This window comes from Burkholderia sp. S-53 (genome assembly GCF_025560745.1).
GTDB classification, from domain to species: Bacteria; Pseudomonadota; Gammaproteobacteria; order Burkholderiales; family Burkholderiaceae; genus Burkholderia; species Burkholderia pyrrocinia.
The window spans coordinates 1,081,450-1,107,735 of the sequence record NZ_CP090484.1 but is presented as its reverse complement, the minus strand read 5'-3'; the positions used below and the strand labels follow the sequence as shown (position 1 = coordinate 1,107,735).

General features: G+C 66.4%; 20 protein-coding genes. 16 read left to right on the top strand and 4 right to left on the bottom strand.

Annotation, left to right across the window (positions count from 1 at the left end; all coding sequences use genetic code 11):
* Positions 1–294: 294 nt before the first annotated feature.
* Positions 295–1,320 (bottom strand): GlxA family transcriptional regulator, encoded by a 1,026-nt coding sequence (locus LXM88_RS27100; protein ID WP_262545809.1) that lies wholly within the window; start codon positions 1,318–1,320, stop codon positions 295–297.
* Positions 1,321–1,763: 443 nt separating this feature from the next.
* On the opposite strand from LXM88_RS27100, the gene LXM88_RS27095 reads away from it, so the two are divergent.
* The 11 genes from LXM88_RS27095 to LXM88_RS27045 all read left to right on the top strand — a co-directional run bounded on the left by LXM88_RS27095 (position 1,764) and on the right by LXM88_RS27045 (position 16,047).
* On the top strand, positions 1,764–3,038 hold the full coding sequence (locus LXM88_RS27095; RefSeq protein ID WP_262545807.1) for a serine hydroxymethyltransferase: 1,275 nt from the start codon (positions 1,764–1,766) through the stop codon (positions 3,036–3,038).
* Between the two features lie 42 nt (positions 3,039–3,080).
* Positions 3,081–4,052, top strand: a complete 972-nt coding sequence (locus tag LXM88_RS27090) for a dipeptidase (RefSeq protein ID WP_262545805.1) — start codon at positions 3,081–3,083, stop codon at positions 4,050–4,052.
* Between the two features lie 140 nt (positions 4,053–4,192).
* Entirely contained in the window at positions 4,193–4,726 is a 534-nt protein-coding gene (locus LXM88_RS27085) for a DUF5943 domain-containing protein (RefSeq protein WP_006488993.1), read from the top strand.
* Positions 4,727–4,794: 68 nt separating this feature from the next.
* Positions 4,795–6,858 (top strand): NADH:flavin oxidoreductase, encoded by a 2,064-nt coding sequence (locus tag LXM88_RS27080; protein WP_262545788.1) that lies wholly within the window; start codon positions 4,795–4,797, stop codon positions 6,856–6,858.
* A gap of 2 nt (positions 6,859–6,860) precedes the next feature.
* Positions 6,861–8,786, top strand: a complete 1,926-nt coding sequence (locus LXM88_RS27075) for a (Fe-S)-binding protein (protein WP_262545787.1) — start codon at positions 6,861–6,863, stop codon at positions 8,784–8,786.
* Between the two features lie 8 nt (positions 8,787–8,794).
* Positions 8,795–9,961, top strand: coding sequence for an electron transfer flavoprotein subunit alpha/FixB family protein (locus LXM88_RS27070; protein WP_262545785.1), 1,167 nt, complete (start codon positions 8,795–8,797; stop codon positions 9,959–9,961).
* A complete protein-coding gene (locus LXM88_RS27065) occupies positions 9,958–10,743 on the top strand; it encodes an electron transfer flavoprotein subunit beta/FixA family protein (protein WP_262545783.1) in 786 nt (261 codons plus the stop codon). Before LXM88_RS27070 ends, LXM88_RS27065 begins: the two co-directional genes overlap by 4 nt.
* Before the next feature lie 52 nt (positions 10,744–10,795).
* Entirely contained in the window at positions 10,796–12,037 is a 1,242-nt protein-coding gene (locus tag LXM88_RS27060; protein ID WP_262545782.1) for an aromatic ring-hydroxylating oxygenase subunit alpha, read from the top strand.
* Between the two features lie 29 nt (positions 12,038–12,066).
* The gene (locus LXM88_RS27055; RefSeq protein ID WP_262545781.1) at positions 12,067–13,215 is read left to right on the top strand and encodes a hybrid-cluster NAD(P)-dependent oxidoreductase; all 1,149 of its coding nucleotides are present in this window, start codon (positions 12,067–12,069) and stop codon (positions 13,213–13,215) included.
* A gap of 134 nt (positions 13,216–13,349) precedes the next feature.
* Positions 13,350–14,213 (top strand): glycine betaine ABC transporter substrate-binding protein, encoded by an 864-nt coding sequence (locus LXM88_RS27050; protein WP_262545780.1) that lies wholly within the window; start codon positions 13,350–13,352, stop codon positions 14,211–14,213.
* Positions 14,214–14,391: 178 nt separating this feature from the next.
* Entirely contained in the window at positions 14,392–16,047 is a 1,656-nt protein-coding gene (locus LXM88_RS27045) for an APC family permease (protein ID WP_262545779.1), read from the top strand.
* A gap of 159 nt (positions 16,048–16,206) precedes the next feature.
* Here the strand turns inward: LXM88_RS27045 and purU are convergent, their stop codons facing one another.
* Positions 16,207–17,082 carry a formyltetrahydrofolate deformylase gene (purU, locus tag LXM88_RS27040; RefSeq protein ID WP_047902542.1) on the bottom strand — a complete coding sequence of 292 codons (876 nt, stop codon included), beginning with the start codon at positions 17,080–17,082 and terminating at the stop codon, positions 16,207–16,209.
* A 170-nt stretch (positions 17,083–17,252) separates the two neighbouring features.
* On the bottom strand, positions 17,253–18,158 hold the full coding sequence (locus LXM88_RS27035; protein ID WP_262545778.1) for a choline sulfate utilization transcriptional regulator: 906 nt from the start codon (positions 18,156–18,158) through the stop codon (positions 17,253–17,255).
* A gap of 241 nt (positions 18,159–18,399) precedes the next feature.
* Here LXM88_RS27035 and betC point away from each other — a divergent pair, with 241 nt between their 5' ends.
* The 3 genes from betC (at position 18,400) to LXM88_RS27020 (ending at position 22,342) form a co-directional block, all read left to right on the top strand.
* Positions 18,400–19,935 (top strand): choline-sulfatase, encoded by a 1,536-nt coding sequence (gene betC, locus LXM88_RS27030; protein ID WP_262545777.1) that lies wholly within the window; start codon positions 18,400–18,402, stop codon positions 19,933–19,935.
* 45 nt (positions 19,936–19,980) lie between these two features.
* On the top strand, positions 19,981–20,946 hold the full coding sequence (choX, locus tag LXM88_RS27025) for a choline ABC transporter substrate-binding protein (protein ID WP_262545776.1): 966 nt from the start codon (positions 19,981–19,983) through the stop codon (positions 20,944–20,946).
* A gap of 256 nt (positions 20,947–21,202) precedes the next feature.
* A complete protein-coding gene (locus LXM88_RS27020; RefSeq protein WP_262545775.1) occupies positions 21,203–22,342 on the top strand; it encodes a porin in 1,140 nt (379 codons plus the stop codon).
* Between the two features lie 85 nt (positions 22,343–22,427).
* Here the strand turns inward: LXM88_RS27020 and LXM88_RS27015 are convergent, their stop codons facing one another.
* Positions 22,428–23,435, bottom strand: a complete 1,008-nt coding sequence (locus tag LXM88_RS27015) for a helix-turn-helix transcriptional regulator (protein ID WP_262545774.1) — start codon at positions 23,433–23,435, stop codon at positions 22,428–22,430.
* A 153-nt stretch (positions 23,436–23,588) separates the two neighbouring features.
* Between LXM88_RS27015 and LXM88_RS27010 the strand changes: the two genes are divergently transcribed.
* Together LXM88_RS27010 and LXM88_RS27005 are read left to right on the top strand one after the other, a co-directional pair.
* Positions 23,589–25,049 (top strand): aldehyde dehydrogenase family protein, encoded by a 1,461-nt coding sequence (locus tag LXM88_RS27010; protein WP_262545773.1) that lies wholly within the window; start codon positions 23,589–23,591, stop codon positions 25,047–25,049.
* A 61-nt stretch (positions 25,050–25,110) separates the two neighbouring features.
* Positions 25,111–26,241, top strand: coding sequence for an NAD(P)-dependent alcohol dehydrogenase (locus LXM88_RS27005; RefSeq protein ID WP_262545772.1), 1,131 nt, complete (start codon positions 25,111–25,113; stop codon positions 26,239–26,241).
* Positions 26,242–26,286 lie beyond the last annotated feature (45 nt).

The window sequence follows — 26,286 nt, the reverse complement described above, 5'->3', positions numbered from 1 at the left end:
TGAACCCGTGCAATCAATCGCGGCTCGCGCTGCACTCACGGCATGAGATGCGGCGACTCCTGGCGGACTGTGAACGAATGGACGACGTGATTGTGGGTAGGCGGGAAATCGGCCCGACAGCGGCAAATCCGTCGGGTAAGGTGGCTCGAAAGCATCGCGCAGTGAGCACCTCTGCGTAGCGTTTGCGACCACGCATTTATGCGATATCTACTCAAACAAAAATGCCGTTCAGTTACATAACTGAACGGCATCAGGTTTCACGGCTGCACGATTTTTTACGGTGCAACGCGCGCTTCAAGCATGCAGCACATGCGCCGGAAACGCCGGCCCGGCACTCGCCGCACCCTGCGCGAGCGGCGCGACCTGCTTGCGGCGCTCCCTCGTCGGCGCGACGCCGAACGAGTCGCGATAGCTCTTGCTGAAGTGGCACGCCGACTGGAAGCCGCACGCCATCGTGATGTGCATGATCGACATGTCGGTCTGCAGCAGCAACTCGCGCGCGCGGCGCAGCCGCAGCGTCAGGTAGTAGTGCGTCGGCGTCATCCCGAGATGCTCGCGGAACAGCCGCTGCAATTGCCGCTGCGACATGTTCGCAAGCCGCGCGAGCTCCTCGCGCGACAGCGGCTCCTCGATGTTGTTCTCCATCAGCGAGATCACTTCGAACAGCGACTTGTTCGCCGAGCCGAGGCGCGCGACGAGCGGCATGCGTTGCTGCGCGCTCGTGTCGCGCACGTGTTCGACGATGAACTGTTCGGCGATCTGCGTGACGCGCGCGGTGCCCACGCGCGCGGCGATCAGGTTCAGCATCATGTCGAGCGGCGCGACGCCGCCCGTGCACGTGATGCGGTCGCGGTCGATCACGAACAGTTCCTTCAGGAAGCGCGTATCCGGAAACTCTTCCTTCAGCGCCGACATGTTCTCCCAGTGAATCGCGCATGCGTAGCCCGCGAGCAGCCCCGACTTCGCGAGCGCATAGGTGCCCGTGCACAGGCTGCCGAGCGGCAGCCCCAGGCGCGCGAAGCGGCGCAGCGTCGACAGATGGGCGGGCGTGGTCGCTCGCTGTACGTCGACGCCGCCGCACACGAACACGATGTCGGGCTGCCCGACGCATTCGGCCGGGCCCGTGTCGACCGTCAGACCGTTGCTCGCCGCGACCGGGCCGCCGTCCGGGCTGATTATCGACCAGCGGTAGAGCGGCTGGCCGCTCAGGTAGTTCGCCATCCGAAGCACCTCGATCGCATTGGTGAACGCGATCATCGTGAAGTTCGGTAACGGCATGAACGCGAAGTGGGACAGCGACGCTGTGCGGTCGGGCGACATGGGGAGCTTCCTGGAATCTCTAATAGCTATAGGCCCGAGGCACCGATCGGGCTGCGGTATTGTGTGAGCGAGCGCAACAAGCGTGCCATACGGCTAAACCCTAGCCGCATTCGTTGATCTGGCTCAAAGGCATGCTGCACTGCACCGAAGCCGTGACGCGTTGCACCTGCGCCGGGCGGCGGTGGCACCGCCGGAGTGCCTGTTCATAGGTGAACGCGCTCGCGCATTTCCTCGGCGAATCGAAAAAGCACGACCGGTCACTTGTATAAAACGGACGTGCATGGCGGAAAAGGCAAAGAACGCGTCTAAATTCATCAATCCGCCGAAAATCCGAACGACAAGAATAGAGCCGTCGGCAGCCTTGTCCCGGGCAAGCAGGAAACCCAGGCAGGGCGGGCCTTGAGCTTCGGTTTCAGCCCTTTATTCTTCGTCACGGACGCACTATGTCGAACTCCCAGCCTTTCTTCTCGCAGCCCCTTGCCGAGCGCGACGCGCCGGTGCGCAGCGCCATCCTGAAGGAACTCGAGCGTCAGCAGTCGCAGGTCGAGCTGATCGCGTCGGAAAACATCGTGTCGCGCGCCGTGCTCGAAGCGCAGGGCTCGGTGCTGACCAACAAGTACGCGGAAGGCTATCCCGGCAAGCGCTACTACGGTGGCTGCGAATTCGCGGATGAAGTCGAGGCGCTGGCAATCGAGCGCGTGAAGCAGATCTTCAACGCCGGTTATGCGAACGTGCAGCCGCACTCGGGCGCGCAGGCGAACGGCTCGGTGATGCTCGCGCTGGCCAAGCCGGGCGACACGGTGCTCGGCATGTCGCTCGACGCGGGCGGCCACCTGACGCACGGCGCGAAGCCGGCGCTGTCGGGCAAGTGGTTCAACGCCGTTCAGTACGGCGTGAACCGCGACACGATGCGGATCGATTACGACCAGGTCGAGGCGCTCGCTCACGAACACAAGCCGAACCTGATCATCGCCGGCTTCTCGGCGTACCCGCGTGCGCTCGACTTCGCGCGCTTCCGCGCGATCGCCGACAGCGTCGGCGCGAAGCTGATGGTCGACATGGCGCACATCGCGGGCGTGATCGCCGCGGGCCGCCACGCGAACCCGGTCGAGCACGCGCACGTCGTCACGTCGACCACGCACAAGACGCTGCGCGGCCCGCGCGGCGGCTTCGTGCTGACCAACGACGAGGACATCGCGAAGAAGATCAACTCGGCCGTGTTCCCCGGCCTGCAGGGCGGCCCGCTGATGCACGTGATCGCCGGCAAGGCCGTCGCGTTCGGCGAAGTGCTGCACGCTGACTTCAAGACCTATATCGACAACGTGCTCGCGAACGCGCAGGCGCTCGGCGAAGTGCTGAAGGCCGGCGGCGTCGATCTCGTCACGGGCGGCACCGACAACCACCTGCTGCTGGTCGACCTGCGCCCGAAGGGCCTGAAGGGTGCGCCGGTCGAGCAGGCGCTGGAGCGCGCGGGCATCACCTGCAACAAGAACGGCATCCCGTTCGACACCGAGAAGCCGACGGTCACGTCGGGCATTCGCCTCGGCACGCCGGCCGGTACGACGCGCGGCTTCGGCGTCGCGGAGTTCCGCGAAGTGGGCCGCCTGATTCTCGAAGTGTTCGACGCGCTGCGCGCGAACCCGGAAGGCGACCACGCGACCGAACAGCGCGTGCGCCGCGAGATCTTCGCGCTCTGCGAGCGCTTCCCGATTTACTGATCGACCCCCACACAAGAGCAGAGACTGGAGCGAGAGGCAGATATGAGCACGCTGCATCAGGACAGCATCATCATCGACGGACTGAACATCTCGAAGTTCGAGAAGCCGGTGTTCGAAGACATGCGCAAGGGCGGCATCACGGCCGCGAACTGCACGGTGTCGGTGTGGGAAAACTTCACCAAGACCGTCGACAACATCGGCGTGATGAAGAAGAAGATCCGCGACAACGGCGAGCTGCTGTCGCTGGTGCGCACGACGGACGACATCTTCCGCGCGAAGCAGGAAGGCAAGACCGGGATCATCCTGGGCTTCCAGAACGCACACGCGTTCGAGGACAACCTCGGCTACATCGAGGCGTTCCACGACATGGGCGTGCGCGTCGTGCAGCTCTGCTACAACACGCAGAACCTGGTCGGCACCGGCTGCTACGAGCGCGACGGCGGCCTGTCGGACTTCGGCCGCGAAGTGATCACCGAGATGAACCGCGTCGGCATCATGGTCGACCTGTCGCATGTGGGCGGCAACACGTCGTCGGAAGCGATCGCGTTCTCGAAGAAGCCGGTGTGCTATTCGCACTGCCTGCCGTCGGGCCTGAAGGAGCATCCGCGCAACAAGAGCGATGAGCAACTGAAGGAGATCGCCGATGCGGGCGGCTTCGTCGGCGTGACGATGTTCGCGCCGTTCCTGAAGCGCGGGATCGAAGCGACGATCGACGACTACATCGAGGCGATCGACTACGTCGTGAACCTGATCGGCGAAGACGCGGTCGGCATCGGCACGGACTTCACGCAGGATTTCGCGAAGGAATTCTTCGACATGCTGACGCATGACAAGGGTCGTTATCGCCAGCTGACGAACTTCGGCAAGGTGATCAACCCGGACGGCATCCGCACGATCGGCGAATTCCCGAACCTGACCGTGGCAATGGAACGCGCGGGCTGGAAGGAGTCGCGCATCCGCAAGATCATGGGCGAGAACTGGGTGCGCGTGTTCAAGGACGTGTGGGGCGCGTAAGCGCTACGCCGGCCGGACCGCCTCCAGCGCTTCAACACTAAAAAGAATCGGGACGTGCCCGTGCAAGCCGCGCGGGCACGCGGACGATGTCGTGCCTGCGCGCCGAGACGCGCGGCCAATTTCCTCACGGAGTCACCACGATGCAACCGCAACTGCCGATCAACGTCGATCCCGATACCGGCGTCTGGACCACCGATGCGCTGCCGATGCTGTACGTGCCGCGCCACTTCTTCACGAACAACCACGTCGCCGTCGAGGAAGCGCTCGGCGTCGAAGCGTATGCCGAGATCCTCTACAAGGCCGGCTACAAGTCCGCGTACCACTGGTGCGACAAGGAAGCGAAGCTGCACGGCCTGACCGGCATGGCCGTGTTCGAGCACTACCTGAAGCGCCTGTCGCAGCGCGGCTGGGGCCTGTTCTCGATCATCGAGGCCGATCCGGCCAGCGCGCGCGCAAAGATCGAACTGCGCCACTCGTCGTTCGTGCTCCAGCAGCCGGGCAAGGAAGGCAAGCTCTGCTACATGTTCGCCGGCTGGTTCGCCGGTGCGATGGACTGGGTCAACGACACGACGCCGGAAGGCAAGGGCGCACCGCGCGCGCAATCGAAGGAAGTGCAGTGTGCGGCCGAGCATCACGACCACTGCGTCTTCGAAGTGTCGCCGATCGCGCACTGATGCACTGATTCACCGCTACACAACAACACCCGCAACACGAGACATTCGAACGCCAGAGGTCGCCAGCGATGCGTTATCCCCACCTGTTCAAACCCATGCAGCTGAACCAGCTGACGCTGCGCAACCGGATCGTCAGCACCGCGCACGCGGAGGTGTATGCCGAGCCGGGCGGCCTGCCGGGCGACCGTTATATCCGCTACTACGAAGAAAAGGCGAAGGGTGGCGTCGGCCTCGCGATCTGCGGCGGGTCGAGCCCGGTGTCGATCGACAGCCCGCAGGGCTGGTGGAAATCGGTGAACCTGTCGACCGACAAGATCATCGATCCGCTCACGCGTCTCGCCGACACGATGCACAAGCACGGCGCGAAGATCATGATCCAGGCGACGCACATGGGCCGCCGCTCGTCGTTCCACGGCGAGCACTGGCCGCACCTGATGTCGCCGTCGGGCGTGCGCGAACCGGTGCACCGCGGCAACGCGAAGATCATCGAGATCGAGGAAATCCGCCGCATCATCGGCGATTTCGCGGCGGCCGCGAAGCGCGTGAAGGCCGCCGGCATGGACGGCATCGAAATCTCGGCTGCCCACCAGCACCTGATCGACCAGTTCTGGAGCAAGCGCTCGAACCACCGCACCGACGAATGGGGCGGCAGCCTGGAGAACCGCCTGCGTTTCGGCATCGAGGTGCTGATGGCGGTGCGCGAGGCGGTCGGCAAGGATTTCTGCGTCGGCCTGCGCATGTGCGGCGACGAATTCCACGAGGACGGCCTCGATCACGAAGCGCTGAAGGAAATCGCGCAGGCGATGTCGGAGACGGGCCTGATCGACTACCTGAGCGTGGTCGGTTCGGGCGGCGACACGCACAACACGATCGCCAACTGCATGCCGCCGATGGCGTTGCCGCCGGAGCCGTTCGTGCACCTCGCGGCCGGCATCAAGTCGGTCGTGAAGATTCCGGTGATGCACGCGCAGAGCATCCGCGATGCGGGGCAGGCCGAGCGCCTGCTCGCCAACGGCATGATCGACCTGGTCGGCATGACGCGCGCGCAGATCGCCGATCCGCACATGGTGATCAAGATCCGCGACGGCCGCGAAGACGAAATCAAGCAGTGCGTCGGCGCGAACTACTGCATCGACCGCCAGTACAACGGCCTCGACGTGCTGTGCATTCAGAACGCGGCGACGTCGCGCGAAGCGACGATGCCGCACATCGTAGAGAAGTCGCGCGGCCCGAAGCGCAAGGTGGTGGTGGTGGGCGCCGGCCCGGCGGGCCTCGAGGCGGCGCGCGTCGCGAAGCTGCGCGGCCACGACGTCGTGCTGTTCGAGAAGAACACGGAAGTGGGCGGTCAGGTGATGATCGCCGCGAAGGCGCCGCAGCGCGAACAGATGTCGGGGATCATCCGCTGGTTCGACATGGAAACCAAGCGCCTGGGCGTCGACCGCCGCCTCGGCGTGGCCGCCGACGAGAAGATGATCATGGCCGAGAAGCCGGACATCGTCGTGCTCGCGACGGGCGGCTCCAGCTTCACGTGGCAGGTGCCGGGCTGGGGCGTGGCCGAGGGCCTGGCCGTCAGCTCGTGGGACATCCTGACCGGCAAGGTCGAACCGAAGCAGAACGTGCTGCTGTTCGACGGCGTCAGCACCCATGCGGGCGCGGGCGTGGCCGACTTCATGGCGAGCCGCGGCTCGAAGGTCGAGGTCGTCACGCCGGACGTGAAGGTGGCCGACGATTGCGGCGGCACGACGTTCCCGATCTTCTATCGCCGCCTGTACGCACTTGGCGTGATCCCGACGCCGAACACGATGCTCGACCGCGTCTATGAAGAGGACGGCAAGAAGATCGCCGTGCTGCGCAACGAGTACACGGAAGAACTGGAAGAGCGCGCAGTCGACCAGGTGGTGATCGAGAACGGTTCGTCGCCGAACGACGAGCTGTACTGGAAGCTCAAGCCGGAATCGCTGAACCGCGGCCAGATCGATCCGCACACGCTGTTTGCGGCCGAGCCGCAGCCGTGCCTGTCGGAAGAACTCGGCAACGGCCGTTTCCTGCTGTTCCGTGTCGGCGACTGCATCTCGATGCACAACGTCCACGGCGCGATCTACGACTCGCTGCGTCTCGTGAAGGATTTCTGAAGATGAATCCGTCCCTCCTCATTACCGCACTGTTGTGGCTGTCGGTGGCGGGGCTCGCGTTCGCGGTCGCGAAGCGTTCGTCCTACTGGCGTCTCGGCCGGGCCACGGCGCCCGGCTCGTTCGGCGTCGCGAACCTGTTCGCGATTCCGAAGCGTTATTTCGTCGACCTGCACCATGTGGTCGCCCGCGATCCGTACATCGCGAAGACCCACGTCGCGACCGCCGGCGGCGCGATCGGCGCGCTCGCGCTGGTGTTCGTCAACTACGGCCTCGCGATCTACTCGCCGTGGCTCGACAAGCTGATCTTCCTCGCGGCGCTCGCGATGCTGGTCGGCGCGGTGTTCGTGTGGCGCCGGCGCGCGGCGAAGGACGTGCCTGCCCGCCTGTCGCGCGGCCCGTGGAATACGCTGCCCTGGCTGCTCGGTTCGTTCGCGCTCGGCCTCGTGCTGTTCATGCTGGTGCCGACCGGCGCGATGTCGGGCGCGTTCGCGGTGCTCTGCGCGCTGCTGATCGGCATCGGCGCATTCACGATGACGGTCGGCGCCGCGAAGGGCGGCCCGATGAAGCATGCGATCGCCGGCCTGCTGCACCTCGCCTTCCACCCGCGCCAGGAGCGTTTCGCGGCCACGCGCGAGTCGTTCACCGGTAACGGTACGGCCACGCCGCCGACCGCGCTGAAGCTGCCGGACATCGAGCATCAGGAGTACGGCGTCGCGAAGCCGGTCGAATTCCGCTGGAACCAGTTGCTGAGCTTCGACGCGTGCGTGCAGTGCGGCAAGTGCGAAGCCGCGTGCCCCGCGTTCGCGTCGGGCCAGCCGCTGAACCCGAAGAAGCTGATCCAGGATCTCGTGGTCGGGATGGCCGGCGGCACCGATGCCGCATACGCGGGCAGCCCGTCGCCGGGCATCGCGGTCGGCCAGCATCGCGGCGAGCCGAACGGCCCGATCGTGTCGGGCCTGATCGAGGAACAGACGCTGTGGTCGTGCACGACCTGCCGCGCGTGCGTGCAGGAATGCCCGATGCTGATCGAACACGTCGACGCGATCGTCGACATGCGCCGCAACCGCACGCTCGTGCACGGCACGGTGCCGGGCAAGGGCCAGGAAGTGCTCGCGAACCTGCGCGAGACCGGCACGATGGGCGGCTACGACACGGCCGCGCGCTACGACTGGTCGGTCGACCTGAGCGCGCCCGTCGCGCAGCCGGGCAAGCCGGTCGACGTGCTGTTCGTCGCGGGCGAAGGCGCGTTCGACATGCGCTACCAGCGCACGCTGCGCGCGTTCGTCAAGGTGCTGAACAAGGCGGGCGTCGACTACGCGGTGCTCGGCTCGACCGAGACCGACACGGGCGACGTCGCGCGCAGGCTCGGCGACGAGGCGACGTTCCAGCAGATGGCGAAGCGCCTGATCGGCACGCTCGGCACGCTGTCGTACCAGCAGATCGTGACGGCCGATCCGCACGTGATGCACAGCCTGCGCAACGAATACCGTGCGCTCGGCCTGCGCGTGACGGTCAAGCACCACACGACGTACCTCGCCGAACTGGCCGACAGCGGCAAGATCGCGCCGAAGGCCGTCGACGCGCTGCGCGAGAAGCGCACGACCTATCACGACCCGTGTTATCTCGGCCGCTACAACGGCGAGACGGAAGCGCCGCGCAAGCTGCTGAAGACGATCGGCATCCAGGTCGTCGAGATGGAGCGCAACGGCATGCGCGGCCGCTGCTGCGGCGGTGGCGGCGGTGCGCCGCTGACCGACATCCCCGGCAAGCAGCGCATTCCGGACATCCGCATCGCCGACGCACGCACGATCGGCGCCGACGTGGTCGCGGTTGCGTGCCCGAACTGCACGGCGATGCTCGAAGGCGTCGTGGGCCCGCGCCCCGATGTGCTCGACGTGGCCGAACTCGTTGCCGCTTCGCTGGAGTGAGTGAATCGATGAATACGATCAAACGAATCGATCCGCGCCGGCCGTTCATCATCACGGCAGCAGGCCTGAAGCGCATCACGCTCGGCGAGGAAGGCAGCGCCGACGCGAGTGCCGCGAACTGGTCCGCGCACGGCCACGCGGCTGCCGCGAAGCCGCGCCGCGCGGTGCAGGAGCCGAAGCACGTGATGCTGGTGGTCGCGCACGGCGAACGCGGCGCGCTCGACGATCATGCACGGCAGGCGATCGCCGCCGCCGCGCTGCTCGCCGATGCCCAGACCGAAGTCGCGCTGCTCGCATTCGGCGAACTGAAGGACGACGTCGCCGAACTTGGCGTCGACAAGCTGGTTGAACTTGCCGGCTTCGATCGCCGCGCATTCGATCCTGAAAGCGAATTGCAAGCGTTGCAGGCGTGTGTCGCAGCACTCGCGCCGAAGCACGTGTTCGTGCCCGACAACGCGACAGGCGACGGCGATCTCGGCCGGCGTTACGCGGCGGCTGCCGGCGCGAGCGTCGCGACCCACGTCGTCGAGATCGACGCGAAGCATGTCGGCGCGTATGCGCAGGCCGGCCGCGCGTTCGCGACGCGCGCGCTGCCCGATGTGATCCTGCTCGCGCAGAACGCGGTCGACGCGAAGCTGTCGTTCGTCGGCGCGGGCGAACGCCTGGCCGCCGACTTCATCCGCCCGGCCGATGACGCCGCGCAGCCGTATCGCGATCTCGGCCTCGAGGAAATCGATGCGGCGCGGGTCGCGCTCGAGGAAGCCGATTTCATCGTGTCGGCCGGCAACGGCGTGTCCGACATCGGCGCGTTCGAGCGGCTGGCCGGCGCGTTCGGCGCGGCGATCGGCGCGAGCCGCGTCGCGGTCGACAACGGCCACTTCACGCGCGACAAGCAGGTCGGCGCGACCGGCAAGACGGTCGAGGCGAGCGTGTACATCGCGTTCGGCATCTCGGGCGCGGTGCAGCACTTGCAGGGCATCAAGGACTGCCGCCACGTGATCGCGGTGAACCTCGACGGCAGCGCGCCGATCGCAAAGCGCGCGAACCTGACGGTGGTCGGCGATGCGCAGGCGACCATCGCCGCGCTGATCGAACAGGTGCAGGCCGCGCGGGTCGCGCGTGGACAATCGCCGACCTCGGTCGGTGCCCGTGAACCGGAAGGAGTCGCCGCATGAACGCCCCTCGCCAGTTGCAACGCATCGCGGTGCTCGTGTCCGTCGGCCGGCATCCGGTCAGCGGCGTCGCACGCTACAGCCGCAACGATGCGGCCGCGCTCGAAACCGGCCGCCAGCTCGCGGAACGGCATCGCGCGCAGCTCGACGTGATCCATGCAGGCGACCCCGCGAATGCGGCGCTTGCCGAATATCTGGCGCTCGGCGCGCGGGAGGTCGAGGTGCTGGCCTGCCGCGACGACGCCGACGCCGTGCATGCGCTCGCCGCGCGTATCGAAGGCTACGACCTCGTGTTGACCGGCACGCGCGCCGAGGGCGCGTACGACACCGGGATGCTGCCGTATCGCGTCGCCGCAAAGCTCGGTTATCCGCTCGTCGGCTCGGCCGTCGACGTGACGATCGAAGGCGGTCGCGCGGCCGTCCGGCAATTTTTGCCGAAGGGGCTGCGGCGGCGCGTCGACGCGCCGCTGCCGGCCGTCGTCGCCGTTCATCCGCTCGCGAATGCCGAGCCGCGCTATGCGTATGCGCGGCTGCGCGCCGGCGCGATCCGGCCGGCGCTCGCGGCGCCCGGTGCGGACGCCGATGCGGCCGCGTGGACGGTCGGTCCGATCGAGCGTAAACCCGTAAAGCTGGTCGCCGCCGAGAAGCGCTCCGGGCATGCCCGGATGCTGTCCGCGACGACGACCGAAAGCCGTGGCGGCAACGTCGTAAATGAAGGGAGTTCGGTCGAAAAAGCACAAGTGATCCTCGCGTATTTGCGCGAGCATCAGCTCATCGACTACTGATTTTGATGCCTGTCGGCAAGAACCCAGGGATGCAAGGAATCCGGAGCAAACGATGAAAGTATCGGCAGACATTCGTGCATTGATCGAGCGGCGCAAGGAAGGGCACAGCCTCGACGCACCGTTCTACACGAGCGAGGACATCTTCGCGCTCGACATGGAGGCGATTTTCCGCCAGCACTGGATCCAGGTGGCGGTCGAGCCGGACATTCCCGAGCCGGGCGACTACGTGACCGTGGAGCTGGGGAGCGATTCGATCCTGATCGTGCGCGACGACGACATGGCGATCCGCGCGTTCCACAACGTGTGCCGTCACCGCGGCGCGCGCCTGTGCAACGAGGACAAGGGCTCGGTCGGCAATATCGTGTGCCCGTACCACAGCTGGACCTACAACCTGACGGGCCAGTTGATGTTCGCCGAGCACATGGGCGAGAAGTTCGACCGCTGCAAGCACAGCCTGAAGTCGGTGCACGTCGAGAACCTCGCGGGCCTGATCTTCATCTGCCTCGCCGACGAGCCGCCGGTCGATTTCGCGAAGATGCGCGCCGAGATGGAGCCGTACCTGCTGCCGCACGACCTGCCGAGCACGAAGATCGCCGCGCAGATCGACATCATCGAGGAAGGCAACTGGAAGCTCACGATGGAGAACAACCGCGAGTGCTATCACTGCGTCGCGAACCATCCGGAGCTGACGATCTCGCTGTACGAATACGGCTTCGGCTACCAGCGTTCCGACGCCAACGCCGAGGGCATGGACGCGTTCGCGGAGACGTGCATCCGACGCGGGAAGGAGTGGGCCGAGATGGGCCTGCCGTCCGCCGAGATCGAGAAACTGCTCGACGTGACGGGCTTCCGCACGCAGCGCCTGCCGCTCGATCGCCACGGCGAATCGCAGACGCTCGATGCGAAGGTTGCGTCGAAGAAGCTGCTGGGTGGATTCGACAAGGCCGATCTCGGCGGCCTGTCGTTCTGGACGCAGCCGAACTCGTGGCACCACTTCATGAGCGATCACATCGTGACGTTCTCGGTGATCCCGCTGTCGGCCGGCAAGACGCTCGTGCGCACGAAGTGGCTCGTGCACAAGGACGCGAAGGAAGGCATCGACTACGACGTGAAGAACCTCACGGCCGTGTGGAACGCGACCAACGACCAGGATCGCGCGCTCGTCGAGTTCTCGCAGCGCGGCGCGACCAGCAGCGCATACGAGCCGGGCCCGTATTCGCCGTACACGGAAGGTCTCGTCGAAAAATTCTCGGCCTGGTACATCGGCCGGCTCGCCGAAAAAACCGGCGAATAGGTCATAGCAGCGAATTAGCGGAGCAAGACATGATGCGAGATGCGGCCAATTTCGAGCCGACGGACAGCCGGGTGACGCGCCCGGCGTTCTGGAACGCGCTTCCCGAGCGCTGGACGAGCGACGTCGAGGAAACGCTGGTGTGCTGCCAGGTGCGGCAGGAAACGCACGACGTGAAGAGTTTCTTCTTCCGTTCGCCGCAGGGCCGTTCGTTCTCGTTCGAACCCGGGCAGTTCCTCACGCTCGAGCTCGACATCGACGGCGAAACGATCAACCGCTGCTACACGATCTCGTCGTCGCCGGCGCGACCGCACACGGTGTCGATCACCGTCAAGCGCGTGCCGGGCGGCAAGGTGTCGAACTGGCTGCACGACAACCTGCAGCCGGGCGCATCGGTGCGCGTGCTCGGCCCGGCCGGCGAATTCACGTGCGCGCGGCATCCGGCGCGCAAGTACCTGTTCCTGTCGGCCGGCTCGGGCGTCACGCCGCTGATGTCGATGAGCCGCGCGCACCATGATCTCGCCGAGGATCGCGACATCCTGTTCGTGCACAGCGCGCGTACGCCGGACGACATCATCTTCGCGCGCGAGCTCGACCTGATCGCGTCGAACCACACGAATTTCCGCACGTCGTTCGTCGTCGAGCGCCTGGGCGCGCGCACGAACTGGCCGGGCGTCACGGGTTTCCTGACGCTGCCGCTGCTGAAGCTGATCGCACCGGATTTCATGGAACGCGAGATCTTCACGTGCGGCCCCGCGCCGTACATGAAGGCCGTGCGCGACCTGCTCGACGAAGCCGGTTTCGACCGCAAGCAGTATCACGAGGAGAGCTTCTCGTTCGAAACGCTTGCGCAGACCGCGAGCGACGAACTGCTTGCCGATCTCGCACTGCCGGCCGAAGACGGCGACGCCGCGACGAAGCAGTTCACGGTCAGCTTCGCGAAGAGCAACCGCGAGATCGCGTGCGGCTCGGCGCAGCACGTGCTCGACGCGGCACGCCAGTCGGGCGTGCGGCTGCCGGCTTCGTGCACGCAGGGCATGTGCGGCACCTGCAAGGTGAAGCTCGTGTCGGGGCAGGTCGAGATGAAACACAACGGCGGCATCCGCCAGCGCGAGATCGATCAGGGCATGGTGCTGCTGTGCTGCAGCAAGCCGCTGTCCGATCTCGTGATCGACAAGTAGTCAAATCGCGCCATCGGCTTGTCCGGACGCGTCGCGCCCGGACAAGCATCCGTCGGAAAACAACGATACCGCGGATTTGTGGTTGAAGAACCTAGAGAGGCAACGCGCGCAGGCGCATATCAAGGAGATCGACCATGAAGCTGTTCGGAAAACTGTTGTGGACCGGCGCACTGTCGGCGATGGTGGCATTGAGCGCGTCGGCGCTTGCCGATACGAAACCGACGCTGAAGCTCGGCTACGTCGAAGGCTGGGACGACAGCGTCGCGACGACGAACGTTGCGGCCCGCGTGATCGAGAAGAAGCTCGGCTACCAGGTCCAGCTCGTGCCGGTCGCTGCCGGGATCATGTGGCAGGGTGTCGCGCGCGGCGATCTCGATGCGACGCTGTCCGCATGGCTGCCCGTCACGCACGGCTCGTACTGGGATGAGTACAAGAACAAGGTCGTCGACCTCGGCGCGAATTTCACGGATGCGAAGATTGGCCTGATCGTGCCCGCGTTCGTGAAGGCGAAGAGCATCGACGACCTGAACGCGGAGAAGGCAAGTTTCGGTGGCCGGATCGTTGGCATCGACGCGGGTGCCGGCGTGATGCGCAAGACCGACGAAGCGATCAAGAGCTACGGGCTGAGCTACACGCTGATGCCGAGCTCGGGCAGCGCGATGACGGCCGAGCTGTCGCGTTCGGTCAACGCGAACAAGCCGGTCATCGTGACCGGCTGGGCGCCGCACTGGATGTTCGCGAAGTGGAAGCTGCGCTTCCTCGAGGATCCGAAGAAGGTGTTCGGCGGCGCCGAGCACGTCGACAGCGTCGCGAATCCGGGCCTCGAAGCGAAGGCCAAGCCGGTCGCCGCGTTCCTGAAGAAGTTCCAGTGGAAGCCGGGTGAAATCGACAGCGTGATGCTCGCGATCCAGAACGGTTCGAAGCCGGAAGCGGCCGCCGATGCGTGGATTGCGGCCCATGCCGACCGCGTGAATGCGTGGACGGAAGGCGTCCAGTAAGCATCAAAATATTGGTCGTACGAAGCACCATAAAAATACGCCGGGAATGGCATGCAGGAATCCGAAATAATCGTGAATTCATGCAGTCATATCCCGGCTTTCTTTTACCGATTCTGCAAAAAAGTGCTTAAGTTGTTACACTAGGGCCCTTGTGCAGAGTCATCACAGGAGGATATGGATGAGTCAAGCAGGACTGCGTGCGAACCGCACCAGTGATGTTGAGGCAACCATCTCACATGATTCGACGGGCCACACGCTGCATCGTGGCCTGACTTGGAAAGACGCATTCTGGGTAACGAGCGGCGTGCCGGCAGGCGTGCTGTTCACGATCGGCGGCGTATGCGCGACGATCGGCCAGCCCGCGTGGGCGATCTGGATCGCCGCGATCACGATGGGGCTGATCCAGAGCGCGACTTATGCGGAAATATCCGGGCTGTTTCCCCATAAATCGGGCGGCGCGTCGGTGTACGGCGCGATCGGCTGGGTCCGTTACAGCAAGCTGATTGCCCCGGTTTCCGTGTGGTGCAACTGGCTCGCGTGGTCGCCGATGCTTGCGCTCGGTTGCGGCCTCGCGGCGAGCTATGCGCTCACGAGTCTCTTTCCGGCCGACGCGGCGGTGCTGCACTGGCAGCTCAAGGTTGCGGATCTCGGGTTCATCAAGCCGGGTCTGTCGCTGCGGATCAACGCGACGTTCGTCATCGCGACGATCCTGCTTCTCATCACGTTCAAGCTTCAGCACAGCGGCGCGTCGAAGGCTGCGCGCACGCAGCGCATTCTCGGCATCGCATCGCTCACGCCGCTGTTGATCGTCGGCATCGTGCCGTTCGTCACCGGCGACGTGCCGATGTCGAACCTGCTCCCGCTGCTGCCGCTCGGCCACGACGCGCACGGCAATCTCACGGCCGCGACGTTCGGTTCGTGGAACGGGCAGGGCGTCACGATGGCACTCGGCGCGATGTTCATGGCGGGCTGGGCGTCGTACGGCTTCGAAACCGCGGTCTGCTACACGCGCGAATTCCGCGATCCGCGCCGCGACACCGCGAAGGCGATCTTCTGGTCGGGCGCGCTGTGCCTCGTCGTGATGACGCTCGTGCCGCTGGCGTTCCAGGGCGCGCTCGGCACGCAGGCGATGCTCGATCCGGCGATCGGCGACGGCACCGGCGTCGCGGCCGCGATGGCGAAGATCGTCGGCGGCGGCGCGTGGGTCGCGAATGCGGTCGTCGTGATGCTGATGCTGTCGATCCTGCTGATCGTGATGACGTCGATGATGGGCTCGTCGCGCACGCTGTACCAGGCATCGGTCGACGGCTGGCTGCCGAAGTACCTGTCGCACGTGAACGAGCACGGCTCGCCCACGCGCGCGATGTGGACCGATCTCGGCTTCAACCTCGTGTTGCTGATGATGTCGGACTACATGACGGTGCTGTCGATCTCGAATGTCTGCTACATGCTGTTCGTATTCCTGAATCTTCAGTCGGGCTGGATCCACCGGATGGATCGCGGCAACTGGGATCGGCCGTTCCGCTGCCCGACCTGGCTGCTCGTCGGCGGCGCGATCTGCGGCTACGCGAACCTCGTGTATGTCGGCGCGGGTGCGAACCTGCAGGGCGACGGCACGCTGCGCAACGGGCTGATCGCGATGCTGCTGATCGTGCCGGTGTTCCTCTATCGTCACTACTGGCAGGATCGCGGCCGGTTCCCCGCGCAGATGCAGCGCGACATGGAACTCGAGGTGCCGAAGCGCGCGATGTGGCTGAACCTGATGCCTTACGCGGCGCTGATCGGTGCGGGGTTGACGATCTGGTTGTCGTATTACCTTGCGTGGGTGAAGTGACGAGGTAATGCGTGCATCGCTGCGCGCGATGGTCCCCGGAAACCGCACACGGGGCCATCGCGTGAAGCGTCAAATGCAGCGCGATCGCAAAAAAGGCCCGACGGTACACCCGTCGGGCCTTTTTCGTTTTCTCCGCGTTCGAACGAACGTGCTGTCCGCTTACGAAAACACCACCGTCCGATCCCCGTTCAAGAACACCCGCCGCTCGATGAACGCTTTCACCGCGCGCGCAAGCGTGATGCTTTCGACGTCGCGCCCCACCGCGAGCAGTTGCTCGGGACGCAGCGCGTGATCCACACGCTCGACGACCTGCTCGATGATCGGGCCTTCGTCGAGATCGTCGGTGACGAAGTGCGCGGTCGCGCCGATCAGCTTCACGCCGCGCGCATGCGCCTGGTGATACGGCTTCGCGCCCTTGAAGCCGGGCAGGAACGAGTGATGGATGTTGATCGCGCGATTCGCGAGTTTCGCGCTGGTTTCCTGCGACAGCACCTGCATGTAGCGCGCAAGGATCACGAGCTCGGCGCCGCTCGACTCGAAGAAATCGAGCCACTGCGCTTCCTGCTGCGCCTTCGTGTCGGCCGTGATCGGGAAGTGCCGGAACGGCAGCCCGTGCTGCGCGGCCATCGGCTCGAAGTCGGGGTGGTTCGACACGATGCCCACGATGTCCATCTTCAGCTCGCCCATCCGCCAGCGGAACAGCAGGTCCGCGAGGCAGTGCTCGAGCTTCGACACCATGATCAGCACCTTCGGCCGCGCGTTCACGTCGTGGATCGCCCATTGCATGTCGCCGCCGAGGCCGGCCGCGATCGGCGCGAACTCCTGGCGCAGCGCGTCGATCTGCAGCGTTTCATCCGTCGGATGAAAGACGCAGCGCACGAAGAAGCGGTTGCTGAGATCGTCGTCGAACACGTTCAGCGCATCGACATAGCAGCGATGGCGATCGAGAAAGCCGACGACGGCGGCGACCTGGCCGGCCGCGCTCGCGCACGACAGCGTCAGGACGAATTGATCGGGGCGGTGCTCGGCGGTCATGAGACTCCTCGGTTGGCGTAAGGCGCACGGCCGGGCGGCAGCGCATGAAAGCGTCGCGCCGCGCGGGTTGCGGGAGACTCAAGTAAATCAGGACGATTTTGGAGAGGATAGAACCAACGCGCCGTGTGGCTGGTATCGGTGCGCCAGCGCGCGGGGGCGGGCCCGATTCGTCAGGCGCTTGCGCACGCGTCGAGCAGCCAGCGCCGGAACACGTGGGTCGCGTCCGGCTCGGGTCGTTGCGGCGGCCGCACCAGGAAGTAGCCGCGCGACGTGACGACGGGCGCGTCGACGAGCTTCACGAGCTGCCCGGACGCGACGAGCTCGTCGACGAGCGGCGACCAGCCGAGCGCGACGCCTTCGCCGAGCAGCGCCGCGTGGATCACGAGCGCGTAGCTGTTGAAGGTCACGCCGCGCGCGGCGGCGGCCGTGTCGAGGCCGTGCGCGTCGAACCAGCCGGACCACGACAGCCAGCGCTCGGGGCGCGTCGGCTGCACGTGCAGCAGCGGAAGCGCGAGGAGTTGGTCCGCCCGCGCGACATGCGGATGCGCATCGCGGAACGCGGGCGAGCACACGGGCGTGACGGATTCCGGGAAGAGCCGCGCGGCCGTGCACGACGGCCAGTGGCCGTCGCCGAACAGGATCGCGATGTCGCCGTGGTCGCGCTGCGCATCGTAATCCTGTGACGTGACGACGCGCACGTCGACATCCGGCATCACGCGCTTCAGGCCCGCGAGACGCGGCATCAGCCAGTAGGTCGCGAAGCCGAAGTCGGTGACGATCGTGAGCGCGCCGTGCTCGCGTCGCGCGCGCAGCGTCGCGGTGGCGCCGCGCAGCGTGTCGAGGCTCGACCGCACGGCTTCGTACAGGCACTGGCCGTCGGCCGTCAGCGTGACGCCGCGCGGGCTGCGCTCGAACAGCGGCACGCCGAGCTCGGCTTCGAGCTGGAACACCTGCTGGCTCACGGCCGGCTGCGTCGAGCCGAGTTCGCGCGCGGCGGCCGTGAAGCTCGCGAGCCGGGCGGCGGATTCGAATGCGCGCAGCGCCTGCATCGACGGTAACGGTTCGGATTTCGACATAAGTCCTTCTAATGGCCCCATAAGGGCAGGACGCCTACCCGCCCGAATTCGGGCGGGCGATAGTGCATCGGACGGTACGGCACACGCGCTTCACGGCCGCTGCGCCAGGCCTTTCCGAGATTCTAGCCAGTCGCGACAGGCTCGCGCGGTACTTTCTGCGGGCCGTATCCGTCATGCCGGACGACTCGCCGCCCGAGCGGCGCACCGTTCCATTCGAACACCGTTTTCCCCACGACCGCCGATGACGAACCCGACACCCAACATCCTGATCCTGATGGCCGACCAGCTCACGCCGTTCGCGCTGCCGGCGTACGGCAATCGCGTCGCGCGCACGCCGACGCTCGACCGGCTCGCCGCGCAAGGCGTGGTGTTCGACGCCGCGTATTGCGCGAGCCCGCTGTGCGCGCCGTCGCGTTTCTCGCTGCTGACCGGCAAGCTGCCGTCGGGGATCGGCGCCTACGATAACGCCGCCGAATTGCCGGCGCAAACGCTGACGTTCGCGCACTACCTGCGCGCGGGCGGCTACCGGACGATGCTGTCCGGCAAGATGCATTTCTGCGGGCCCGACCAGTTGCACGGCTTCGAGGAGCGGCTCACGACCGACATCTATCCGGCCGATTTTGGCTGGGTGCCCGACTGGGACAGCCCGACGGAGCGGCCGAGCTGGTATCACAACATGAGTTCGGTGCTCGACGCGGGCCCGTGCGTGCGCACGAACCAGCTCGATTTCGACGACGAGGTCACGTTCGCCGCGAAGCAGAAGCTGTACGACGTCGCGCGCGAACGCGCGGCCGGGCACGACGCACGGCCGTTCTGCATGGTCGTGTCGCTGACCCATCCGCACGACCCGTATGCGATCACGCGCGAATACTGGGATCTGTACCGCGACGACGAGATCGACCTGCCGGCCGTGCGGCTCGACGCAGCGGACAGCGACCCGCATTCGCAGCGGCTGCGCTTCGTTTGCGAGAACGACCGCACGCCGCCGACCGACGCGCAGATCCGCGCCGCGCGCCGCGCGTACTACGGCGCAACCTCCTACGTCGACACGCAGTTCGGCAGCGTGCTCGCCGCGCTCGAACAGTGCGGGTTCGCCGACGACACGATCGTGATCGTCACGTCCGACCACGGCGACATGCTCGGCGAGCGCGGGCTCTGGTACAAGATGACGTTTTTCGAAGGCGGCTGCCGCGTGCCGCTGATCGTCCATGCGCCGGGCCGCTTCGGCGCCGCGCGCGTGCGCGGGCCCGTGTCGCACGTCGACCTGCTGCCGACGCTCGTCGACCTGGCCGGCGCCGCACCGGCCGAAGGCTGGCCGGACCCCATCGACGGCGCAAGCCTCGTGCCGCACCTGCACGGCACGCCCGCGCACGATGTCGCGCTCGGCGAATACCTCGCGGAAGGTGCGCTCGCGCCGGTCGTGATGATCCGCCGCGGCGACTGGAAGTACGTGCATTGCCCGGCCGATCCCGACCAGCTCTACAACCTCGCCGACGATCCGCGCGAATTGACGAACCTCGCCGGCTTGCCGGAAGCCGCCGACGTGCTCGCGGCGTTCCGCACGCAAGCCGCGCAGCGCTGGAACCTGCCCGAATTGGACCGGCAGGTGCGCGCGAGCCAGCGGCGCCGGCGCTTCCATTACGCGGCGACGACGCAGGGCCGCATCCACGCGTGGGACTGGCAGCCGTTCACCGACGCGAGCCAGCGTTACATGCGCAATCACATCGAACTCGACACGCTCGAGGCGATGGCGCGCTTTCCGCGGGTCGGGCGCTGAGCGTCCCGCATCGCGAACATAAACGAACGACGGAGGAAGCGGACGATGGAACGGCAATGCAATGCAGCAATCCGGATCGGCGCGGCGCTCGCCGCGGCGGCCTGCCTGATGGTGGCGCAGGGCGCGCAAGCGGCCGACCCGCAGACGTGCGGCGACGTGAAGATGGCCGCGCCCGGCTGGACCGACATCGATGCGACGAACGCGATGGCGGGCGTCGTGCTGAAGGCGCTCGGCTACCGGCAGGACGTGGCGAACCTGTCGGTGCCGATCACGTACCAGGGGCTCAAGAAAGGGCAGGTCGACGTGTTCCTCGGCAACTGGATGCCCGCGCAGGCGCCGCTCGTGAAGCCGTTCGTCGACGAGAAATCGATCGACGTGCTGCACGCGAACCTGAGCGGCGCGAAGTTCACGCTCGCGGTGCCCGACTATGTCGCGGCGGCGGGCGTGCATACGTTCGCCGATCTCGCGCGCTACGCCGACCGCTTCGGCGGCAAGATCTACGGGATCGAGCCCGGCGCGCCCGCGAACCAGAACATCAAGCGGATGCTGTCCGACCACGCGCTCGGCACGGCGAACTGGTCGCTCGTCGAATCGAGCGAGACCGGCATGCTCACGCAGGTCGAGCGCGCGGTGCGCGACAAGCGCTGGATCGTGTTTCTTGCATGGGAGCCGCATTTGATGAACACGAAGTTCCATCTGACCTACCTGTCGGGCGGCGATGCGTATTTCGGCCCGAACTACGGCGGCGCGACGGTCAACACCGTCACGCGCGCCGGGTTCGCCGGCCAGTGCGCGAACCTCGCGCGGCTGTTCCGGCAGATGACGTTCTCGGTCGACGTCGAGAACCGGATGATCGCCGACATGCTCGACCACAAAACGTCGCCCGCGCTCGCGGCGCAGCATGCGCTGAAGGCCGACCCGGCGCTGGTCGCCGGCTGGCTGGACGGCGTGACGACGGCCGCCGGCGCACCGGGCCTGCCGGCCGTTCGCGCGGCTCTCGACAGCCATTGACCTCCCCTCTGGCGGCCGGTTTTTGCCGTGCCGCCTGTCTACGTGTTTTCCCGACCGGTCGCATCGTGACCATTTGGTGTCGCCTTCAGACGGGTGACCCGAAATATGGGTTTGTATTTTTCGCCAATGGCTGCGTTATTGCGAAAAACGAAATGCCGAAGCCAGCGGGCGTAATGAATTCGAATCCACCGGCGTATCGCGGCACGCGCCGGGACGAGATTCTTTCCATCGAACGGTTCAGGGAGGGTGGTCGATAATGAAGCACACGAAAGTCGCCGTAGCCGCCGCGCTTGCATGCGCGGCCTGTATTCCCGCCATCGGGCACGCGCAAAGCAGCGTGACGCTGTACGGGATTCTCGACGCGGGCATCACGTATGTGAACAACACCGGCGGGTCGCACGTGGTCAAGTTCGACGACGGCGTGTCATACGGGAACCGCTTCGGCCTGAAGGGCACGGAAGACCTGGGCGGCGGCCTGAAGGCCGTGTTCACCCTCGAGAGCGGCTTCCACCTCGGCAACGGGCAGATCGGCTTCGGCGGCGCCGAGTTCGGCCGGCAGGCGTATGTCGGCCTGCAGAACGACTGGGGCACGTTGTCGTTCGGCAACCAGCTCGACATCACGAACGAACTCGTGTCGATCTACAACATCTCGGCGTGGGGCAGCGGTTATGCGATCCACCAGGGCGACTTCGACCGCTTCAACGGCGACCGCCTGCCGAATTCGGTGAAATTCCTGTCGAACGACCTCAGCGGCTTCAAGTTCGGCGCGATGTACTCGTTCGGCAACGTCGCGGGCAACTTCCACCGCAACAGCGCATGGAGCGCGGGCGCGAGCTTCACGAAGGGCGACTTCTCGATCGGCGCCGCGTACACGCGCCTGAACAACCCGAACGGCATCTACGCGTTCGACCCGTACGCGATGATCGGCACGCACACGTTCCTCGGCCAGCAGACCGTCACCGTCGATCCGGCGACCGGCGCGCGCACCGACCTGTTCGCGAACACGGCGATGGACGTCGACAGCCAGGGCACGTTCGGCATCGGCTCGAGCTACACGATCGGCAAGCTGACGCTCGACGCGAACTTCTCGTACACGACGATCAAGGGTTTCGGCCAGTCGTCGCACATGCAGGTGTATGAAGGCGGCGGCCTGTACCAGTTCACGCCGGCGCTGAGCCTGATCGCGGGCTACCAGCACACGCGTTTCGAAGGCCATCACTGGAACCAGGGCACGGCAGGCCTGCACTACCTGCTGTCGAAGCGCACCGACGTGTATATCTCCGGCGATTACCTGCGCGCGTCGCAAGGCGTGGATGCGGTGATCGGCTACAGCTTCACGCCGTCGACGACGCAGACGCAGGCCGATGTGCGGATCGGGATGCGGCATTCGTTCTGAGCAAGGTGGTGCAGGGCAGCGACGTCTTCAGCGAGGTCTCTCTTTGGCGCGAACTGCGGTTCGCGCTTTTTTTTTGTGCGGCGGCTCAGCGCTTCGCGCGCGTATCGGACGGGCGTTCGCCGAACATCTGCCGGTAATCCGCGGCGAATTCGCCGAGATGGCCGAAGCCCCAGCGTGTCGCGATCTCGGTGATCGAAGCGGTTTCGCCCGGCGCCTGCAGCGCCGCCCGCGCGCGCTGCAGGCGGATTTCCTTCAGGTAGCGCATCGTGCCGGTGTCGCGCCATTGCCGGAACGCGCGCTGCAGCGTGCGCACGCTGCAATGCGCGGCGGCCGCGATGTCGCACAGCGTGAGCGGCTCGCCCGCATGCTCGTCGATATACGCGACGGCGCGCTTCACGCAGGCAGGCGCCACGTCGTCGCGGGCCGGCGCCGCGTTCGCGAGCGGCTCGCCGACGAGGCTCATGATCAGCAACTCTTCCACCAGCGGCAGTTGCATCGCCTTCAGCGCGGGCGGCGTGCCGGGATCCAGCAATTGCCGCAACGTCTGCACCGACGCAAGCCAGCGGTTGCGGTGCGCGTCGGGCAGCGTGCACGACGGCAGGGTGGACGGCGGCGCGCGTCCCGATACGCGGCGCCAGAGTTCGGCGATGCGCTGCGCGTCGATGCGCACGCCCATCTGCACGTTGTCCTCGCTGTAACGGAATAACGCGTGCTCGTCCGATGCGACGAGCACGGTCGACCCGCGCCCGCCGGCGTGCGCGAGCCGGCCGCTGCGAATGTCGGAATGTCCGGCCAGCGTGGTGAGCACCAGCACGAAATCGCCGAAGACTTCCGGCCGGATCGCGATTTCCGTCCCGTACGCGAACCACGACAGCGCGACACCGTCGCCGTCGAGCTTGTACATGGTGGCGGGCATCGAGCGGCGCCGGGCGGCGCTGAATGCGTACGGACGATAGACCTTGCCGATTTCGCGGCGGGCGATTTCCAGATCGTCGGATTCGAACAGCATCGCGCCGCGCGGGATGTCGCCATCGGACAGCGGCGGGGGGAAAGCCGGCAGCGACAGGCCGGGCCGGGGAAGCCGATCGTTCATGTGGTCCCTTCCTGCGGAAGCGCGGGCACCGCATCGAATAGTGGCGCGTTTCCGATGCCGGTGGCGCCGAAGCGATAGTCGCCCGCGCCCGCGCCGGGAATCATGGGGCCGTGTGGATGTTGAGCGGATCGCAACGGAACCATGGAGCATTCAATGAGCGGAAATTATACGGCGTACATCGACGGCGGGTTCGTCCGCGCGGGCGGCGGCGCGACCTTCGCCGCCCGCAACCCGGCCACCGGCGAGCATCTTGCGGATATCGCGCGATGCGGCGCGGCCGACGTCGCCGCGGCGGTCGACGCCGCACGACGCGCGCTGCCGGCGTGGAAGGCGACCACATACGAAACCCGTGCCGCACTGCTGAACCGGCTTGCCGATGCGCTGGAGCAGGCATTGCCGCGCCTCGCCGAGCTCGACGCGCGGGACATCGGGCGGCGCATCGCCGAGACGCGCATCGACCACGAGAAGGCGATCGCGCAGTACCGCTATTTCGCGGGCGCGATCCTGGCTCACGAGGGGTACGGGAAGCCGATTCCCGGCGGTTATCTGGTCGTGAAGCGCGAGCCGATCGGCGTGGTCGGCCAGATCATTCCATGGAACGTGCCGGCGCTGATGGTCGCGCTGAAAGTGGCGCCGGCCGTCGCGGCGGGCAACACAGTCGTGCTCAAGCCGGACGAGAACGCGTCGCTGTCCACGCTCGCGTTCGCGGAGATCGCCGGCGGCATCTTTCCGCCGGGCGTCATCAACGTCGTGCCGGGTTTCGGCGACGAGGTCGGCGCCGCGCTGACCGCGCATCCGCACGTGGCGAAGCTGGCCTTCACAGGCAGCCCCGAGGTCGGCCGCATCGTGGGCCGTGCGGGCGCGGATCGGCTGGTGCCCGTTTCGCTGGAACTGGGCGGCAAGAGTCCGAATATCGTGTTCCCGGATGTCGAGAACATCGATGCGGTCGTCGACGACGCGCTGTTCGCCGCGATGTACTGCAACGGCCAGTCGTGTCTCGCCGGCACGCGCCTGTTCGTGCACGACGATATCTACGCGCCGTTCGTCGACAAGCTGATCGCCGCCGCCGCACGGATGAAGCTCGGCGATCCGCTCGACGAATCCACGCAGCTGAGCTGCCTCGTGTCCGCGAAACAAGGCGAGCGCGTGCTGGATTACATCGGCATCGGCAAGGCGGAGGGCGCGAACGTGCTGTTCGGCGGCGAGCGCGCGAAGGTGCCGGGCTGCGACGCCGGCTACTTCATCCAGCCGACGCTGCTGGCGGCGCGCAACAGCATGCGCGTCGCGCAGGAGGAAATCTTCGGGCCGGTGCTGTGCGTGCTGCGCTGGAGCGACGTCGACCGGATGCTGGAGGAAGCGAACGACGTTCCGTACGGGCTGGCCGCCGGCATCTACACGTCGGATCTCGACAACGCGATGCGCACGGCCGATGCGCTCGAGGCCGGGTCGGTCTGGATCAACCAGTATTTCAATCTTGCCGGCGGCGTGCCGTTCGGCGGCATCAAGGAAAGCGGCATCGGAGTCGAGCATTGCCGCGAAACGCTCAATCTCTATTCGCACGTGAAGTCCGTGACGATCCGCAACCGCGTGGCTGCACCGTCGTCCGCCGCATGACGTTAGTGCGATTCGTTCAGGCGCCGCCGCGTGCGGCGGTTATCGACAGGAGGATCACCCGATGAGCAAGCCCGCGTTTCGCGACATCGTCGCGGCCGTCACCCGCAGCAAGGGCGCGCCGTTCACGCTGGAGCCGGCCCGCCTGCGCGCGCCGGTGAACGACGAAGTGCTGGTGCGCATCGTGGCCGCCGGCATGTGCCATACCGACCTGATCATCCGCGATCAGTATTACCCGATGCCGTTGCCGGCCGTGCTCGGGCACGAAGGCGCCGGCGTCGTGGAAGCGGTCGGCCCCAAGGTCAGGTCGCTGTCGCCGGGCGATCACGTGGTACTGACGTACGGGCACTGCGGACAATGTCTGTCCTGCTGCGCCGGGCACACGTCCTACTGCACGGATTTCTTTACGCGCAACTTCGGCGGCAGCGGAGAAGACGGGCAGGTCGCGATCACGACGCCGGACGGTGCGCGGCTCCACGATCACTTCTTCGCGCAGTCGTCGTTCGCGACCTTCGCGCTGAGCACCGAAGGCAGTGCGATCAAGGTGCCGAAGGCGGCCCCGCTGCGCCTGCTGGGGCCGCTCGGCTGCGGGATCCAGACGGGCGCGGGTGCAGTCATTCATTCGTTGAAGGTGACGCCGGGCAGCCGCTTTCTCGTGCTGGGCGCCGGCGCGGTCGGCATGTCCGCCGTGCTCGCGGCCCGGCTGGCGGGCGCGGCAACCATCGTCGCGGTGGACGTCGTGCCCGCCCGGCTGGCGCTCGCGCGCGAGCTGGGTGCGACGCACGCGATCGACAGCCGGGAACCCGGTTGGGTCGAGGCCGTTCGGGAGATCACCGGCGGCGGCGCCGATTTCGCGCTCGAATCGACCGGGCGTCCGGCGATTCTCGCGCAAGGCGTGGCGGCGCTGGGTTCGCGAGGCGTACTCGGGGTCGTGGGCGCGTCGCCGCAGGGCACGCAGGCCGCCTTCGACCTCAACGACCTGATGATTGCGGGCAAGCGCATCCAGGGCATCTGCGAAGGTGACAGCGTGCCCCGCAAATTCATTCCGGAGCTGGTCGAACTGCATTTGCAGGGCCGCTTCGCGTTCGACCGGCTCGTGACGTTCTATCCGTTCGCCGACATCAACCGGGCGGCGGCAGACAGCGAAGCAGGCGTGACGCTGAAGCCGATCCTGCTGATCGACGACCACGCGTGAATCCAGGTGCCGCATTGCGGCTTCATGTCCGGAACGACAATTTCA